General features: G+C 53.1%; 12 protein-coding genes and 1 tRNA gene. 4 read left to right on the top strand and 9 right to left on the bottom strand.

Annotated elements, in window-relative coordinates; all coding sequences use genetic code 11:
* Positions 1 to 181: 181 nt before the first annotated feature.
* From HMPREF3039_RS06145 to HMPREF3039_RS06120, 6 genes are all read right to left on the bottom strand, one after another.
* On the bottom strand, positions 182 to 1,990 hold the full coding sequence (locus HMPREF3039_RS06145; RefSeq protein ID WP_067571530.1) for a hypothetical protein: 1,809 nt from the start codon (positions 1,988 to 1,990) through the stop codon (positions 182 to 184).
* 246 nt (positions 1,991 to 2,236) lie between these two features.
* Positions 2,237 to 2,680, bottom strand: coding sequence for a hypothetical protein (locus tag HMPREF3039_RS13695; protein ID WP_147549559.1), 444 nt, complete (start codon positions 2,678 to 2,680; stop codon positions 2,237 to 2,239).
* A gap of 322 nt (positions 2,681 to 3,002) precedes the next feature.
* The gene (rplT, locus tag HMPREF3039_RS06135) at positions 3,003 to 3,386 is read right to left on the bottom strand and encodes a 50S ribosomal protein L20 (protein WP_067571526.1); all 384 of its coding nucleotides are present in this window, start codon (positions 3,384 to 3,386) and stop codon (positions 3,003 to 3,005) included.
* A gap of 151 nt (positions 3,387 to 3,537) precedes the next feature.
* Positions 3,538 to 3,747 carry a 50S ribosomal protein L35 gene (gene rpmI / locus HMPREF3039_RS06130; RefSeq protein ID WP_012420592.1) on the bottom strand — a complete coding sequence of 70 codons (210 nt, stop codon included), beginning with the start codon at positions 3,745 to 3,747 and terminating at the stop codon, positions 3,538 to 3,540.
* 99 nt (positions 3,748 to 3,846) lie between these two features.
* A complete protein-coding gene (locus tag HMPREF3039_RS06125) occupies positions 3,847 to 5,394 on the bottom strand; it encodes an MGH1-like glycoside hydrolase domain-containing protein (protein WP_067951992.1) in 1,548 nt (515 codons plus the stop codon).
* 106 nt (positions 5,395 to 5,500) lie between these two features.
* The gene (locus HMPREF3039_RS06120) at positions 5,501 to 7,633 is read right to left on the bottom strand and encodes an excinuclease ABC subunit UvrB (RefSeq protein ID WP_067571524.1); all 2,133 of its coding nucleotides are present in this window, start codon (positions 7,631 to 7,633) and stop codon (positions 5,501 to 5,503) included.
* Positions 7,634 to 7,719: 86 nt separating this feature from the next.
* Between HMPREF3039_RS06120 and HMPREF3039_RS06115 the strand changes: the two genes are divergently transcribed.
* Positions 7,720 to 8,100 carry a hypothetical protein gene (locus HMPREF3039_RS06115; RefSeq protein WP_067571522.1) on the top strand — a complete coding sequence of 127 codons (381 nt, stop codon included), beginning with the start codon at positions 7,720 to 7,722 and terminating at the stop codon, positions 8,098 to 8,100.
* Positions 8,101 to 8,131: 31 nt separating this feature from the next.
* Here HMPREF3039_RS06115 and HMPREF3039_RS06110 read toward each other — a convergent pair whose 3' ends face one another.
* Positions 8,132 to 8,587 carry a hypothetical protein gene (locus HMPREF3039_RS06110; RefSeq protein WP_067571520.1) on the bottom strand — a complete coding sequence of 152 codons (456 nt, stop codon included), beginning with the start codon at positions 8,585 to 8,587 and terminating at the stop codon, positions 8,132 to 8,134.
* Positions 8,588 to 8,690: 103 nt separating this feature from the next.
* Between HMPREF3039_RS06110 and HMPREF3039_RS06105 the strand changes: the two genes are divergently transcribed.
* From HMPREF3039_RS06105 to HMPREF3039_RS06100, 3 genes are all read left to right on the top strand, one after another.
* Positions 8,691 to 8,775, top strand: a tRNA-Leu gene (locus HMPREF3039_RS06105).
* 333 nt (positions 8,776 to 9,108) lie between these two features.
* The gene (locus tag HMPREF3039_RS13690) at positions 9,109 to 9,450 is read left to right on the top strand and encodes a hypothetical protein (protein WP_147549562.1); all 342 of its coding nucleotides are present in this window, start codon (positions 9,109 to 9,111) and stop codon (positions 9,448 to 9,450) included.
* Between the two features lie 616 nt (positions 9,451 to 10,066).
* Complete coding sequence (locus tag HMPREF3039_RS06100; RefSeq protein ID WP_067571518.1) at positions 10,067 to 10,306, top strand: hypothetical protein; 240 nt, start codon at positions 10,067 to 10,069, stop codon at positions 10,304 to 10,306.
* A gap of 127 nt (positions 10,307 to 10,433) precedes the next feature.
* Here HMPREF3039_RS06100 and HMPREF3039_RS06095 read toward each other — a convergent pair whose 3' ends face one another.
* Both HMPREF3039_RS06095 and HMPREF3039_RS06085 read right to left on the bottom strand, forming a co-directional pair.
* On the bottom strand, positions 10,434 to 16,160 hold the full coding sequence (locus HMPREF3039_RS06095) for an autotransporter outer membrane beta-barrel domain-containing protein (RefSeq protein ID WP_167506722.1): 5,727 nt from the start codon (positions 16,158 to 16,160) through the stop codon (positions 10,434 to 10,436).
* 525 nt (positions 16,161 to 16,685) lie between these two features.
* The gene (locus HMPREF3039_RS06085) at positions 16,686 to 16,916 is read right to left on the bottom strand and encodes a hypothetical protein (protein ID WP_147549568.1); all 231 of its coding nucleotides are present in this window, start codon (positions 16,914 to 16,916) and stop codon (positions 16,686 to 16,688) included.
* Positions 16,917 to 17,194: the final 278 nt, after the last annotated feature.

The raw sequence follows: 17,194 nt of genomic DNA, 5'->3' as shown, positions 1-17,194 counted from the left end.
CGGCAAGACACACCAGCAATAACAAAAAAGGAATTCTCATTAGAGGAAAAACAGGATGATAATTTATCAAAAATATTTAATTAACAATATAATAAAGTATATGTCATTTCTGGCGCGGCACATCACTCTTTCATTATCTGAAGCGTCCCGGACCCTGACAGGTAGCACTCCTCATACTGGACTAGGGTTTCTTTACGGGAACCTCCGCAGGCAGGGGGCCTCCCAGGCCCACCATGAAATCCACGGGCACGTTCACCGTTTCCTTATTGGCCCTGTACTTCAGAAGAACCCGGAATTTTTCCTCTCCCGAGGCATTCCTGATCTTAAAATTCTGATTCCAGCACCATTTGTTTTCTTTCGATTGAAGCAAGAGGTTGGTTTGGAAAGATTCAACATCCTTCCAAGGCATGCCGTTTCCATCCACCAATTCAAAACACTCCAGGTCAAACGGCACGCCTTCCGTTTCCAGGGAAACCATCACATGGATGTCTCCGTTTTCCTGTTCTTCCACATCTTTCACACTCAACAGGCAGACAGGCAGGGCTCCGGGAATCGCCACATCATGGCCGTTCTCATCGGCATCAGGCATTCCCGGCACGGGAATTTGCAATTCAGCCTTTTTCCGCAACGGCAATTCATAGACGGGGCTATCCTGAACGACAACTACAGGCACGCGCAAAGTACCCTTGACACGCAGCCATTCTGCTCCGGAAAAGGCCGGTTCCGGACCCTCTCCGCTAATGAAAACCAAATCCGTTCCTTTCTCTGTGCGCCGGGAACTCATCCGTGCCAAATCAAACACGGCCGGTTCCAGAACATGTCCTGTGGAATCCGTCACTTCCAGGCTCTGTTGCCTCATATCCGCACTCTCTCCGAAAACAGCAGGCCTTTTTACTTCCAGCTTCGCCTTAAACCCGATCCGTGCAGGGCCGGGGCCGTCCCACGGCGTAGCTCCGCTTTCGATACTCATGCCGGCCAGTTCCGCCATGACGGACTCCCCTCCCTTTATTGCCGGGACAATGCCTCCGGAAGAAAGCCCCGCCGGAATAGCTCGGGCAGAATGCTCCGCTTCACGGGGCTTCACTCCGTCATGGGAATCATGCCCGTCCCCGCCGCTGAAAAAACCGGCCAGTGACACCTTGTCGTCAATCACAGCACTGTACCGCTGCAAATTCCGCGAATACCTGACGGAAACCTGAAGTTTTTCATCTTTTACAGGATTTATCACCCATATCCTGTCCATCCTTCCCATATCATACTCATTCGTCACATCTACGGCCATGCCGTCCACGGTCTGCAGCTCAACACCGCGAATACCTGCAGGCGCGGTCGCCTCCACCCTGAAACCCAGCATCTTTCTACTCTGTACCCCGCTTTTCCAGCTCGGTCCGAAGTCCGTCACTTCCTCCACCGTCACAAGTGCCTTCACGTCCTCTGCCCCGCCGTCCTTCCCAATACCAGCGCTTTTCAATACCACAGGAACGGAAGCACCCTTCTCAAATTTCACCGTCACGGGGTCCGTCACAGCCTCCTGGCGGGATACGACAAACGGAATCTCTCCTTTCACTCTTATCCACTGCGTGCCAGGCGCCGGAAACCACCCCCCAGGGCTCGCCAGCAAGACCTTCTTCCGCACGTTGGCCCGGAAATAGGAACACGCATCCCAAACCTTGCCTCCCGCAGAATCCTCCATGACCACCCGGGCTGATCCATCTTCACACCAGTCAATCCTCCAGCCTGGTGTTTCAAACACCTCCCACCTCAGCATCATCTCCCACTTTCTCCCCAATCCTTCATCCTGGGGAAAAAACACCCACTTATTGAGGGAATCCTTCACTGCCAGCCCTATATACGGGCTCTCTTTCATTTCCAGCGCTCTTATCGCCAGCCGTAAAGGAGGCAAAGAAAAATCTTCTCCCATCACGGAAGAACACAAGCCGAATCCGCTGGCCACGGCAGCCAATGACAGCAGAGAGAGAAACTTCATCATAGGATATGTTGGAGTGTTAGCACAAATACTTTGAAGCACAAGAAGAAATAACATTTTTCATAAAGTAGGATACCTTGCATACAAGAAAAAAATGCACGCAAATCTTCCGCCCTCAGCACCTCAATAAATAAAAAATCTCACGGAGGGCAATCATGAAATTAAACGTCCCCATGACATGGAACACCATCAAAACGACTTCAAAGGGAAAATACATGAAAAAATCATAAAATATTATATATAAAACATTTATAACATTGAATAATACTTATGTTCAATCAACTTTGATCGAAAAACTATTGATGATGATTCCGGACAATAATAAAAGAGGCAATAACAGCCCGGAACGGCTTGTCCCATGCCCTCCGTTTCAGCCATTCCGATGGCCGGATTCAAATCTTGTACTCTCTCCCGGTCTGAATTCAGGAAAACAGGAAAATGCGCCTGCTGCAAGAAATGCAGGAAAAACAGAGGAAGGAAGCGGATTGCGAAAAGAGGAAGGAAAGCGTGACAGAAGCAGACGGCAAATGAAAAACCTGACCGTTCATTCTCCATCATCCGCCAGCCGGGAAGGATACCCTGTGCCTCTGCCTCTAAAACAGGGAATGCACCGGAAAAAACACAGGCCGCAAGGATGTGGAAATGTCCACGGGCGCCATGAAGCACAGTACGGGCCAGCCCGAAAATGGCCAATCTCCGTTAAACAGACTGCCCTTTTCTCTGTCCGTCAGACTGCACACGGTAACCAACAGGAGCCCCTGGCCCACAAGACATCCGAACTCCCGCCCTTTCCCGGTACAGGCAAACACCAACGGAAACAATACTTCTCCCGGCAGATGAAAAGCTGGAGAAAAAGATGGATGTCCCGGACACCGCCGGACAAATATCCGGAACTACGGCCCGGTTCCACCATGAACAGCCGCAGCCATCTCCGTTATATAAACAAAAACAGCCCCGGAGATAAACTCCGGGGCTGGTCTGCTAATGTTCGTTGAACTGCGGGCTCTGCGGCGTCTTAAGCGCGGAGAGCGGCGCCGTCCTTGGCTTCAATGGCCTTCTTGGCTTGCGCGAAGATGGCGTCGAAAGCCTTTTCGTCGGAGACGGCCAAATCGGCAAGAACCTTGCGGTCCAGGTCGATGTCGGCGGCTTTCAGGCCTTCCATAAAGCGGGAATAGGTCAGACCGCGGTCACGCACGGCAGCGGAAATACGGGCGATCCAGAGACGGCGGAACTGCCCCTTCCTTCTCTTGCGGTCACGGTATTCATACTGCCAAGCTTTATAAACAGCATCCTTGGCGTAGCGGAAGAGTTTGCTGCGGAAACCGCGGAAACCCTTGGCACGCAAAAGAATGCGCTTACGGCGCTTGCGGGAGGCCGGTCCATTAGTGGCACGTGGCATAGCTTATTTCTATTTCTATCTTGAACAGACTGTTCTTCCTCACCTCCCTACAGTCTCGCCTGTTCTTTATCTTCCTCTTCGGAAGAAGGCTGCATGAAGGCCCCCCGTTCAGCGGGAGGAAAGCTCGGCGTTGGTCGAGCGTTTTCGCGGTTCAGGCGAAAGGCAGGTTCTGCTTGACTGCCCAGACTTGCGTTTCGTCCACCAGAGCCACCTTGCCAAGCTGACGCTTGCGCTTGCTGGACTTCTTCTGGAGGATGTGGCGCTTGCCCTGTTTGCGGCGCAGTACCTTGCCCGTGCCGGTAACCTTGAAACGCTTGGCGACTGCCTTGCGGGTTTTGTTGATACCACCTTTGCGGGTCATGGTGGAAGGAGTATAGGCTCCAATCCGTCCTTGGCAAGTGGAAAATGCCGCTGACTCTTTTTTCCGGCCAACTCCCCTCCCTCCTCTACCATCTCCCGGTCATGCGGAAGGCAGGGAAATAACGCTTTCCCCTTCCGGTACAGAATAAGAAACATCATTGACATAAAGCGTATAAGGAACATTGCTCCGCACCGTAATGCTCTTCTTCCCGTCAAAAACAATATCCGTTGTAACAGGACCGAAAGTCAGGCGGCGAATGCCATGCCTTCCCTTCTCCGGGCGCAGCCGCCAGCGTACCTGCCGCCGTTCGGCACTGATTTCATGAAAGCCGAGCACGTTCTCAATAAACAGGGAAATGGGTCCCAGGGCGGACCAGCCGCAGAAATCCTGCCTGACGCGCCGGCCATGTTCCACGGAAGGCCGGTTGGCGGAAGGACTGTAGCACTCCCAGATCGTATGAGGAATGACTTCGTGATAAGTCCTCAGCTGCTGCATCAGAACCTTTTCCGCCAGCTCATCCGCCAGGTCGGCATACCCGTAGTCTTCCAGGGCCTTGGTCGCCATATAGGCCGTAGGCAGCCAGACGGCCCCGCGCCAGTAATCGCCGGTCTCTTCATCAAAATCCCTGTCGCTCCGGGCCAAAGAGGGCCATGGGAACTCTCCTCCGAACCCGTCGGCCTTCCTCACATGCTCCACCATGCGGGCGGCCTGTTCCGGGGAGGCGGCTCCGGCAAACAGGGGCCAGAAGGAGGCGATCGTCTTCACGCGGCACGGCTTCTTCGTAACGACATCCACATCATAATAAAACCCGTCCTCCTCATCCCAGTACAACTCGTTAATCTTCCGGACCAGGGCCTTATACTCCCCTTCCCATTCCCGGGCTTCCTCCTTCTTCCCCAGGGAGGAATACAAACTGCTGATACAGCGGGCGGCCAGCGCTTGCTGGGAAATGGCGTCCACCCAGAGAATCCTGTCGTAGCCGCCGGAATCCCGTCCGCGCGGCGTATTATCCATTCCGCTGGCTCTTCCCGTCCAGGTAAACCCGTCCTTCCCTGCCGCTCCGAGGTAAACGGGATTGCTGCTGTAAGGCGCCCGTTCCCCCTTGGGCGCCGTATTGAACCAGCGGAAATGCCGCTGGAGAAACTGCTCCCGGAGAAGAACTCCTTCCACCCTGGCCTTGTCTCCTGAAAACCGGTAATTCTCCCATTCCAGCCATGCAAAAAGGGGAGGATTGTCCCTCATGTGAATGCGCAGAGGCGTAGAAACGCCCCGGTACATGGGAAAATAAAAATTATCCAGGCTCTCCTTGCCGGGGAAGGACTTGGGCGCATACTTGGAAAACAGGGCCATGAAACAGGTGTCCCAAATCCAGACATCCGTTTCGTAGCAATTCTCGTCCAGATAGGGAGAGGCAGGCAGCCCCTCCGGGCCCTTTCTGACCCTCTCTGCGGCTATCTCCCACGTTTTCTTATACAAATCAACCAATTCGGCATCCGGATAAACGGGAAGAGGAATCTCCTCCCTCCATGCCGTCGCGACCGTATCCGCATGGGGGGCTGCCGCGGAAAAGGGAGCCGTAGCTATCGTCCCCGCCGCCACAAACGCGAGCAGACAGGAAAAATTGACGTAAACAAGGGAGACACGCATAAAAGACTATACGTCCTCTGGACAGGAATTCATTCATCCGTTTTCCCTTCATCCGCACTCAACGGAAGGGAAAACCGTCCGGAATGCGGCCTGAAAATCACTTTCCTCAGCGGCCTTCCCTCAATTGCCGTATTTCATCCCGGATCAGGGCCGCGCGTTCGAACTCCAGATGGGAGGCGGCCTCTTTCATCTCCGCCTCCAGCTTGGCAATACGGTCTTCCAGGCCATACGGAGCCTCGTTTTCCGCCACGCGGAAAGACTCTTCATCCTCTTCCGAATACAGCTTCAACTGGCCCTGTTCCGACCGGCTCACGGTCTGGGGAACAATGCCGTGTTCGCGATTATACTCTTCCTGAATTCCCCGGCGGTAATCGGTCAGTTCAATCAGGCGCTTGATGGAATCCGTCATCACGTCCGCAAACAGCACGCATTCGCCATGCACATGGCGCGCGGCGCGGCCCGCCGTCTGCACCAGGGACGTTTCATTGCGCAGGAACCCTTCCTTGTCCGCATCCAGAATGCACACGAGAGACACTTCCGGCAGGTCCAGGCCCTCCCGGAGCAGGTTGATGCCCACCAGCACATCTATCTTCTGGGCGCGCAGGGCGCGCAGGATTTCCACACGCTCAATGGCGTCCACATCCGCATGAATATAGGAAACCTTCAGGCCCACACCCCTCAGGTAATCCGTCAAATCCTCCGCCGTCTTCTTGGTCAGCGTCGTCACCAGAACACGCTCATGCTTGGAAACGCGTTCGTTGCACAGGGCGATCGTCTCGTCAATCTGCCCCTTCAGCGGGCGTATGGTAATCTTCGGCTCCACCAGCCCCGTGGGACGGATAATCTGCTCCACAATAAGCGGCGTGGAGCGCTTGGTGGGGTCAAACTGCTCCACGGGCTGGGAGGAAGGGCTGGGACTGACGCGTATCTCCTTGGGGGTGGAAAACAAAATCCCCTTGAAGCCTTCCGGAGCCTTCTCCCCGGAGCGGGCGGCGCGCTTGACGGGAATGTAAGTCTTGTTATCCGCACGGCAGTTGATCAACTCAAACGGTCCGGGCGTGGCGGAAGCATACACGATCTGGTTCTGCCTCTCCATGAACTCATGGAACTTCAACGGCCTGTTGTCCAGGGCGCTGGGCAGGCGGAAACCGTGATCTACCAGAATATTCTTGCGGCTGCGGTCCCCCTCGTACATGCCGCCTATCTGGGGCACGGCCGCGTGGCTCTCGTCGATCAGGGTCAGGGAATCCTTGGGAAAGAAATCAAGCAGCGTGGAAGGAGCGCTGCCCGGCAGGCGTCCGGACAAATGGCGGGAATAATTCTCAATCCCCTTGCAGAACCCCAGCTCCTCGATCAATTCCAAATCGTAATCCGTGCGCAGCTTCAGCCGCTGCGCCTCCAGCAGGCGCCCCTCCTTCTCAAACCAGGAAACGCGGTCCGCCAGCTCCTGGCGGATGGCCTTCAACGCCGCGGCCCGCTTCTCCGGAGCGGCCACATACTGCTTGGCCGGGAAAAACGTATAGCTCCCCAGCCGTTCACGCACGCGGCCGGACACGGAATCTATCAGGGAAACCCGTTCCACCTCGTCGCCGAAAAACTCCACGCGGATAGCCTCCCCCTCGGAATAGGCGGGAAAAACCTCCACCACCTCGCCGCGCACGCGGAACGTGCCGCGGAGGAAATCGAAATCCTGCCGTTCGAACAGGCGTTCCACCAACTGGCGCAGGAACACGTCCCGGTCCATGATATCCCCCTCCCGGATGCGCAGGGTCAGGTTCCGGTAATCCTCCGGAGTGGACAAGCCGTAAATGCAGGAGACGGACGCCACCACGATCACGTCCCTGCGGGTCATCAGGGAATTCATCGCGTTCAGACTCAGGCGGTCCAGCTCGTCGTTAATGGCGGAATCCTTCTCAATATAAGTATCCGTGCTGGCGATATACGCCTCCGGCTGGTAATAATCGAAGTAGGAGACGTAATAATCCACCGCGTTATTCGGGAAAAAACTCTTCAATTCCGAATGAAGCTGGGCCGCGAGCGTCTTATTGTGGGAAATCACCAGCGTGGGCCTGTTCATCCGGGCGATCAGATTCGCCATCGTAAACGTCTTGCCGCTCCCCGTCACGCCCAGCAGGGCCTGGTGCTTGTTGCCGGCCTCCAGAGACTTGAGAAGCTTGCCGATAGCCTGCTCCTGGTCTCCGGACGGCTTGAAGGAGGAATTCAATTCAAAAGACGACATACGTGATGCCTCCAGTATAATGCACCCCCTGCTCCGGGCTAGGACAATGTTTGACAATTCCCCCCGGCTGACCCAGTATATGCGGCATGTACATCCCCACGCAGGAAGAACGGTACGCGAAAAAAGGGCTCCTATCCCTCATCCTGTGCGTCGTGGTCCCCTCCTGCCTGTACCTCTCCCTCCTCTCCGAACAACTGAACATGGTGCGCGGCCATGAATGGGAGGCCATCATGAAAATCTTCCTGGCGTTCTCCTATCCTCTGGCCGCCCTCTTCGCCATGACGGGCGTCCCCTTCTTCTGGTGGGCCGTGGGAATCTCCGCGGCCGTTCATGGCGGCATCATCGCCTGGTTGAAAATGACGCCGCGCCTGACGCCCAAGCAGGCGATCTGCGCGGCGCTCTGCCTGGGCATGCTGGACTTCCTCCTGGTGAAGCTCTTCCCGTTCCCGGCGGGAATCATCAACTGACATCCGGGCCCCGGAAAAACGGACTCCGGACTTATCCCTGCTTTTTGGACAGGGCAGTAATCTGCCTTTTAATCTCGCGGCCCGTTTTCTTGGAATCGGCCTTGTACGCCTCATAGGTAAAGCACTGCGCCCGGCCTCCGTCCGTATCGGTCAGCACCAGCTTGGGATAATACTTCCCCTGCTTCAGGGCCGTCTTCACGGCATCGCTTACGCCGGACTTCTTTCCATCCTTCACCGGCAGGTAAACCAGCACGCAGCGGCGGCCCACGGCCTCAAGAAACCCCTCGGACGCGCCTGAAGCCAGAGGACAGGTGGTAGCCGTATTCGTGTAAAGATACGCCACAGGCTTCTTCTGCTCACGGGCAGTCTTCAGCGCTTCCTCCAGTCGGTCTGTGGTAAAGGTGCCTTTCGGCAATTTTACGTCCGCCCACGCCTGGGACAAGACAGACAGGGAGCAGACGGTCAACAGGGTAATTAACTTTTTCATGGGCTTTCACTGTAAGAAGCTTCCAATCAATGTCAAAGAAAAAGCCGCCTGTTTAGCCTTGAACGCCGGAACGGGACATGGCAGAGTACCCCACGCATTCGTCGCGCCTGTGGCGGAATTGGTAGACGCGCCAGACTTAGGATCTGGTGCCGCAAGGCGTACAGGTTCGAGTCCTGCCAGGCGCACCATCAACAATCATCTTTAAGTAAACAACTTGAAGAGGGTTTCTTTTTTGTGCTGAAATAGGCGCAAATTCCATAAAAGGCCCCGATCTGGGTACAAGGTATATACGCCTTAAGGCCGTTTTTATGCTTATTGCATAAGGCATTTCTGTTAACCGATCCATTTGGCTTGCTTTGTAAAACGGAAAATTCTAAATTTATATATAATTGATTCAATATGAAAATGTTGCGCTAAATTATAACTCCTTATACTCTCCGTCATCAGGTGAAGAGGTTGGATAAAACGCTCTGTATTTGGAGGGAAGATTCCCTTAATGTATTACTGTAAGAATAAAAATCATGAAGCCTGCCGTCATGTTATTTCTCTGTTTCTGTTTTTGCAACTGTTCACAAAATAGAAAAACCCCGGTATTCTCAATTCATCATCATGAGGAATCAAATAATTTTTTAATCACAAGTGCTACTGATGATGATAAACATGTATATGAATTGAATGAAATAAAATCGTTAATACCAAAGAAAAATTCATTGATCTTTAGCGGAAAATTTACAAATGAGGAGAACCAAACAATTGAACGTTTATTTTCTGAATACAAAATTGAAATTATCGGAAACGGGCTCCCTGCAAAAAATGGAGGCTATAATGTTGAATTCCAGACATTGGATGATTTATTTAATTAAGAAACATCCTGAGAACTGAACGACGAAACTGTTCCTGGATTATATATTGGCAAGAGACCAAATCATATAAACAAGCATTCCAAAATAATTGATGTAACGCCGCTGTCGGAAGGATTTCTTTTTGAATATCAAAAAAAGAAAATCGTTCGTTTTGATAACTTCTTGAAAAAAAATGGTCCTGAAACTAAGTTTGCTGTTTCGGTTAAGAAAGCATCAACTCAATCCGAATTGGAAAGTATAATTAATGAATTGAAAAAACATCACATTAATATCGAATATATTACGATTTCGGGAATTAAAGATTAGGCGCCGGATAACTTCTTTACCAAGGGAAATAAATGCATGGAATTCCTCATCCCTTGAATTATATGGAGGAATTAACTATGCAGAAACCTTTTTTGTGATTTGGCTCTCCTCACTCCGGCGGCCAAATTACTTATGACAGGTTGATTACCCTCTTATCAGTTCAAACTTCACTGATAAAAAGTCATCAGACAAACGCAGATGAAAACATCAAATGTCCAGAGACATTTGGTTTCTCCCACAACATCTTCCATCCATCCCTTGCATGAAATAAGCACTCCCTTGAAGCCGGAATCTCCCCCATGCCGAGGGAATGAAACGCATCTCCTTGAACGCCGGGGAACTCAGCCCGGAACTCCTCCAATGCTCCGGCCTGGACACCTTCCACCGAGGCGCCTCCATCCTCATCAACCGGGACGTTTCCCAGATGGGAGACATCCGCTACCGCAGGGGCATGCTCCCCCTCGCGGAGGCCCGGGAACGTTCCGGCCTCGTTCCCTACATCTACTCCAACTCCGGGAATGAACACTTCCTCATTGAAATTTCCGGGTAATCTCTGCGAGTCCTCTCTCCGGGCTCCGGCGAAAAATCGGCCCGGTTTTTGAACGTCCCTCATTTCTATCTTTAAAAAAACGGCGTCCGGAAAACGGACGCCGTAATCATTCATGTGGTTACCTATCTTAGAATGTGAACCTGTATCCAAGATTGACGGCCCAGGGCCTGTCGTATTTCTCGCCGACCGACGCCTCGTAGTCGAAATATACCTGGCCGCGGCGGGTCGTCTGCCATGCGATGCCCGCGCCGGTCACAAACCGTACCCCGTCGGTGTTCGGCCTGAACTTGTAGCCCGCCATGGAAACTTCGCCAGCGCTGCTGAACTGCGCTTCAAAACCCACTTTTGCGTAGGGCTGCAACTTCATGCCGTTTACGTCAAAGAGCTTTCCCATTCTCAACATGCCCTGGAAGCGGTAGATGTCCGAATCGGTCGTGTGAACCGGAACATTCGAGTTTTCCATGGTAAAATCCTTAGAGAAGACATGCAGGTACGCGAATTGGACGCTGGGCTCGAGAAACCAGCCTCCCTGATTGGAAAAGCATCTCCCGACTTCAAGCGAAACTCCGACTCCTCCGTTTGAAAAATCGCCTTTTTCGCCCGTGCCATAGGAATCGAAATTACTGTCGAATCCCTGCCCTTTGAGAACCAAGTCGGAATACCAGCCGTCCGAGTGCATGTAGGTGGCATACACGCCACCATAGACGGAATTCGTTTCTCCCTTGCTGCCGTAGCGGTCATGGAAGCGGCGCTGGGCACCCTGATACCCCACAAACGCACCGAGCGCCAGCATATGCTTTTTATTGGACGGCGCGAATACCCAGTCACCGCCAATGTCCGAGCCGTACTGGTATTCGCGGAAGTTGCCCATGCCGCTGATTCCGAGGCTGGCGTTCACCTGCGAACCGTAGCTGCGCACCCAGACATCAAACTCTCCGTTTTGCCTCTCGCCGCCGAGCTTGAGTTCTCCCATGCGCTTGGAGAGGCTGTCAAGCTGCGAAAACCAGCCCATGGACATGGCGCCTATCGTATTGATCGCGGCTCTGGACGCATCGGAATATCCGTTCGCGACGGCATTGAGGACAAAGCCGGAAGCGGCAGTGCCTTCTGTCAGGACGTAGTGCAGCACGCCGCCGTCAAAGCCGTTGTTGCCGTCTACCCATTTAAAATCGGAATCAAGAGGGCCGTCGATTTTGACGATGTCAGTAATCGTTTTTACCGCGTCACTGCCCGGCGTTGTATTGGTCACATAAAAAATATGGGTGCCGCTTGCGCCGCCCTGGATGTGCAATCTGTCTGCATTGGTTGCGGGATTACTGTCGGCGGTTGACACTTCCATATAATAGGAACCGTTGCCGCTGAGCTTGCCCGTAACCGTTTTGGTGAGACCGAGGTTTACAAAATCCAACGCGCCGTAATTGGTGAAATTGCCGTCCGTCAGATGGGCGCCGCCGCTGGCAAGCTTAACCGTGCCTCCGCTTTCATTGGTCAGATTGCCGTGAAGCGTGTCCAGATGGTAGACGCCGCCGCTCTTGTTTACAAGGTCTCCGGTATGCGAGCCTATCTTCGCCTCGCCGTAGTTCTCTACATCGCCGATGACGCTGTTTGCGGTAAACGCGCCGGAATTATTGATGCCGGTGGTTACCGTTACACTTTCGGCGTTGAAGACCGAACCGGTACCGTTGTAAACGACGTCCGCCGCTACATCTCCGTTGACTGTAAAGACGGAACCCTGTCCATTGTAAACAGTGCCGTTGCCGGTAATTCCCCTCACAACCGCGTTTCCGGCGCCATTGCCTCCTTCCACGGCCAGCCACGCGCCGGAGGACACGTCTATGGCTCCATCGCTTGTGAGGGTTTTAAAAGATACCCGGCCTTTGTTGATGTTCACGGCTCCGTCGGATTCGATATTCATCGAATCAATAGAGCCGGTCGCAATTTCACCGCCGGACTGATCGGCGAAACGGAATGTCAGCACGCCTTCGTGCACGTTGATGTGACCGTAGTCAAACGCTTCCGTAAAGCCGAGTTCGCCCGCGCCTGTTTTCGTGAACGTCAGGCCGTTATTTCCGGTGATGCTCCCCCAGTTGGTCGTCACGCCATCTGCGGCATTGACAGAACCGTTCTGCCAAAGCTCCATGTGGCGAGCAGTGTCAAAGCTGGCCGAAACGTTCATGCCGCCACCGTTGAGAATCACCTGGCGGTTGAGTGAAGTATCACCCAGCTGCGAGTTCTTCGAGACGTTCAGGATTCCGCTTTCAACCTGGGTGGTTCCCTTGTACGCGTTGTTGTCGTTCAGCGTGATTTGCGAAGACGGATCATCCGCTTGAACTCTTACGTACACATTTTCGGCCATTTGCAGCCCCATGTTGTTTTCATTGATGACAACATAGTCGTTGGAGCCTATCACGGTGCCTGTTCCCGTTATGTTCAACCCCCATTCATTGGGGGAGTCCGTGTTGCCGAGGCTCAGGTCAAGCACTGTATCGTCTGCAAGGTTAATGGTATGATTAAAAGATCCGGTTCCAATCATGTCGCGAAGTTCGAGTGTCCCGGCCGTTACGTCTATTCCGCCGCTTGAAGAAGCGCTTATGCCGTCAAGGGCGCCGTTGCCCCTAAGCGTGAGAATGTCCGCCGCGGAACCGTTTTTGATCAGGGAGGAGACATTCCGCAGAGATCCGGCAACGGAGCCCCCGGCTATTGTCAAATCGGAAGCGGACATATCCAGGATGGAACCCGCTTCCATCTGCAGGTTCTTGAAGCCTTGCGCCGTACCATCATTCACATTCCGGATTTGCGCGTCCTTGGAAATGCTTACTGTGCCTGCCGTCTGAAGGGAATTCTCCTTATTGATCAGAACATCGCCACTTTCCACTGAGAAGTTGCCGGTCATCGTGGAAATTTCATTCAATAAGAGACTTCCTTCTCCGGTTTTCACCACATGGCTCCCTCCCGCGAAGCCCCCCAATGATATTTCACTTCCGTCAGAGGAGGAAAATTCAGCATTCGCCCCGGCCGCCAATATCATGTTTCCGGATAAGGACAGGGATGACTGATTTTCAGCGCTGATCTTCGACATTCCTTCCATGGTGATGGTGCCGGCGCTGAGACTGCTCAGGGAAAAATCTTCAGTACTCCGTGAGAGGAGGACGGCGCCGTCCTTGAGTAGGAGCGTCCCCTCGCCTTTTACCCCAAACTCGGCGTTGTCTTCCAAAACAAGGCTGCCTCCCCACACCGTCGTATTGGCGATAATTTCGCTTTTGACCTCGGAGGAACCGGCCGCAAAGTCTTTACCCGAGAACACAACCTCACCCTCCGTGGCCGTGGCGGCAGACGTTCCGTTGACATTGATGGTGGTTGTATTACCGTTATAGGAGGCAATCGGGTCGTAGAAATATATCGCGCTACCGCCGCCCGCGGTGAGGTTGAGCGTTGCGGCATGGGAGCCGTCATTGATATAAATGGAGTTGGCCGTACCGCCGATTGGATTCAAGAGGTCGCTGAAATCGACACCCTGTTTGTTGCCTCTGAACGTTATGTTGCCATTTGCGGCGTTCAACGCAAGAGCGCTTGAGGCAACATCTGCTTCCAGATAAATGGCGCCTCCGGAACCGCCGGCAAGATTGTTTGTGAAACTGCTGACAGCACCGGCTTTGATGTTGACGCCGCTTCCGGAATAAATTGCGCCGCCATTTCCGGTTGTCGCCCTGTTGGAGTCAAACACCATGGCTTCCGCCGAACTTATTTCCACACTTCTGCCGGCGTAAATGGCGCCGCCATTGCTGCCCTGGCTTAGTCCGGCAATGCTGTTGGAATCAAAAAGAATACCATCCTCAGACGTTATTTTTACATCATAGGAAGCATAGATGGCGCCGCCATCCGAGCCAGCGTTATTGTCCGTGAATGTGATCTTGCCGCCGGCCTGCGTCGTTTCAAGCTCAGCAGAGCTATTGGTGTAAATCGCACCGCCGCTCTCGCTGGCTTTCAACTGGTCAAACCCCAATCCCTGCGCGGCTTTTATCCTGACCGATCCGTTTAAGGAATAAACGGCGCCGCCCGTGACGGCCGCCGGAGCAGTCGAGTCCGTCCTGCCGAATAACACGTTGCCGCCCGTAGACGTCACAATCGTATCAGTCCTCGAAAAAATGGAACCGCCATTGCCTCCGGCCGTGTTGTCCAGAAATACGATGTCACCCGAGGACTTTATTTCCGCCCCATAGACGCGCAAGGCGCCGCCGTCCGTGGCGGCGTTCAGATTCTTGAACTCCACTCCCTGTGCACCATCCACCGTGACTTTGGCGGAGTTTGTGTAAATGGCGCCGCCTTGATCGGCTGCCGTTACGCTGGAATCACTCATACCGAACGACACTTTGCCGTTCGTGGAGATGATGCTTACCTTGTCGCCACTGTTGATGCTGCCAGACGCATTGATGGAACCGCCAAGGCCGCCGGCCTTGTTATCCAGAAACACGATGTCGCCCGAGGAGTTTATTTCCACGGATTTACTTCCTATCGCGCCGCTGTTAGAGTTCGCTGTGTTGCCGGTAAACGCAATCCTGCCGCCGTCTCCGACAGCCTCAATGATGGCTTTCTCGTAGGCAGATATCGCGCCGTTGCTTCGGCCGCTTTCGTTTCCTTTAAATTCTATGCTTCCGTTGGCGGAATGGACAATTACGTTGCCATTAAATGCGTTCAGCGCGCCGCCGGAATCACCTGAAACCTTGTTTGATTCAAACAAAATATCGCCGGAGGACTCAATTGTCACATGATAGGACGCCCATATGGCGCCGCCCGAACTAAACGCTTCATTGTCTTTCACTCTGATGTCGTGCCCGCTCGTCATATTGACCGACCCGCCATTTATATATATGGCGCCGCCATAAGCGGAGCCATATGGGGCCCTTTCCGCCTCCGCCTTATTCCCGCTAAATTCCACATTGCCGGCAGCAGTTATATTCACATCTGATACGGCTGCTATGGCGCCTCCGGATCCCTTGGTTGCTACATTTCCGGTAAACGTAATCATGCCGTCGGATTCAAGCGTAACCCCTCCCATGGATGAGATGGCGCCGCCGGAACCGGAAAGGGCCGTGTTTGAGTCAAACGAAATATTGCCCTTGCCGCTGGTTATCGCCACATCATGGGCCGCCCATATGGCTCCTCCTTCCATATTGGCGGCATTGTTGGTAAATGTCACATTTCCCTCGGCGGCGGTGATGTTGACGCTGTTCGCGCTGTTGATCGCGCCGCCATGGTCCGCACCCGTCAGGTTGGCAAACGCAGAAGCCGCACTGCCTTGGAATTCCAAATGAACATAGTCTGAAGCAAATCCGCCGCCGGTGGCATCGGTGAAGTCGTATGTTTTAACTCCCGACGGACTGCCCAAAAACACTACTTTTGAAGTGGAGTCGGTCATCTGGATCGTGCTTGCAGCGGGAACCCTGTTGAGAACCGTCAATGCGGAATTCTCTCCTATGGTGACAGTGCCTGCAATTGACGAGCCCACATTCACCCCCGATATGTCCAAATTCGAGTTATTGAGCGTTATGCCGCCTGTAATGTTCAACGTTCTGGCACCTGTCAGCACAGTAACATTTGAAGAATAAACGGACAGGGAGTCAACGTCGATGTTGTCCGAATTGAGTTCAACCGTTCCATTCCAGGACGAGAATATGGCGTTGTCTCCAGAGGCGAAGGCTTGGGATCCGTTCCAATTCAGGGATGAGTAATCCCAGAGGCCGAAATTGCTGGTGACGGACCAGGCTTTGTCGGCCGCCCGCGCGATGCCGCCCAGCGCGAACGCCGAAGCGCAAAAGGCGGTTAATATTGTCGTATGTTTTGGATTTATTTTCATGAGGGGGGTTGGGGAAATCATTAGGATCAATTCGATCTATAACCCATTGATCGTAATTTGACTCCAAAGGGTTTTACAGGAAGGTCAAGCGCCAAGTCCACCCCAAGGAAAACTTGAGGCGGCACATAAAAACACATCCGCAAAAAGATGGATATGCTCATGGAAAGTCCCCGGGAAAAGGAAAACGCTTGCATGGAATCTCTCGAAAATTTGATATGGCCAACCACATGTGCATGCTCAAGCATCCCAATGCATCCCATGCCGGGTGCAGACAACGCAAATAAATCTCCAGGAGAGGAAATCATATCGATATGGCTAATTGGTCATATACAATCGGTTTAATAGACATAATCGAAATCCGCGTCAAGCGTATTCTCACGCTGCGGCATGGCGGGTCCGTGTCAATTTGGTCACTTTAGTTCCACCTTCCTCGGCAAAACCCTTAAAGCTCAAAAACCGAATGCCCATATCACCGTATCATGGGTTGATGGTTTTGGGACATCCGCAGCGTGGGGGAGATCTTCATTAAACTTCTTGCAAGAGCAGGCGTGAGCTTCCGGCCATAACTCGCTCCACTGGATATTCCCGCTTCAGGTTTTTCAAGGCTTTCCGGAAAACAAAATACAAAGGAAGAGAAAAATGCTCCGGCAACATACCATCCACGGATTGATGTTGAATTCGTTGATACGCTTCAAACGCTTCTTCGTGGAAAGTAAAGAGCCAATGCCTTTGCCGATTTCCCGGCATCTCGCGCACCAGCTATTTCTTCTTTCCCCGGTGCATTCTCCGGGAAAAAGAAGCATGAAAACCATCGTGTTTTCTCGGAATCTTCTTACGGGTGAAAGTATTCCATGCTTCATTTTCATTGATAACCCCAAAGAAAGAACAGTAATTTAACTTATTGATAACAAGAATATGGCGCCAGGCTCAGAATCTAATACCGGAAGGCGTACGGGGTCGCGTCCCGCCAGGCGCGCCATTCTTTCTCTCCGGTCCATCTTCTTTCAGCTTGATCATCCCCTTAGCCGGAGGGA

The sequence above is a fragment of the Akkermansia sp. KLE1798 genome, assembly GCF_001580195.1.
GTDB lineage: Bacteria > Verrucomicrobiota > Verrucomicrobiia > Verrucomicrobiales > Akkermansiaceae > Akkermansia > Akkermansia biwaensis.
This window is presented reverse-complemented; position numbering and strand designations above follow the sequence as displayed.